Below are 359 nucleotides of genomic sequence, written 5' to 3'. Positions count from 1 at the left end.
AACATCGGGAGTGAGAGGTGTTCTCGTTGCGTGAATCCACTCGCTCCATGACTCTTCAATATTACGTAATCCCTGTGGCCGATGACCTATTTTTACTGACAACCACTGAGCGACCGCAGGATAAATTTCTAACCAATGGACAAGATCATCAGCATCAATGACACAGATATTCAGCCAAATATTGAGAGCTTTTTTCTCCTCTACCCACTTATTTTTACCAGGAAAGCGTTGTGGAGTAACGAATACATACGTTGTTTTATCTGGACTATACCTGAGTGGATTCCCAGATCTTTTATTAAAATCTTCTTTTGCCTTAGCGCGGATAGAGGTACGTTGAGCACCAATTTCCCAAACAGAAT

1 protein-coding gene is annotated in these 359 nt (G+C 41.8%); it reads right to left on the bottom strand.

The window, feature by feature from the left end:
• Positions 1-359 (bottom strand): hypothetical protein (locus SB765_RS28335; protein WP_410932315.1); only part of this gene is annotated, 359 nt, incomplete at both ends.

It is taken from the genome of Pseudomonas sp. SIMBA_067 (assembly GCF_046534675.1).
Taxonomy (GTDB): Bacteria; Pseudomonadota; Gammaproteobacteria; order Pseudomonadales; family Pseudomonadaceae; genus Aquipseudomonas; species Aquipseudomonas putida.
This window is presented reverse-complemented; position numbering and strand designations above follow the sequence as displayed.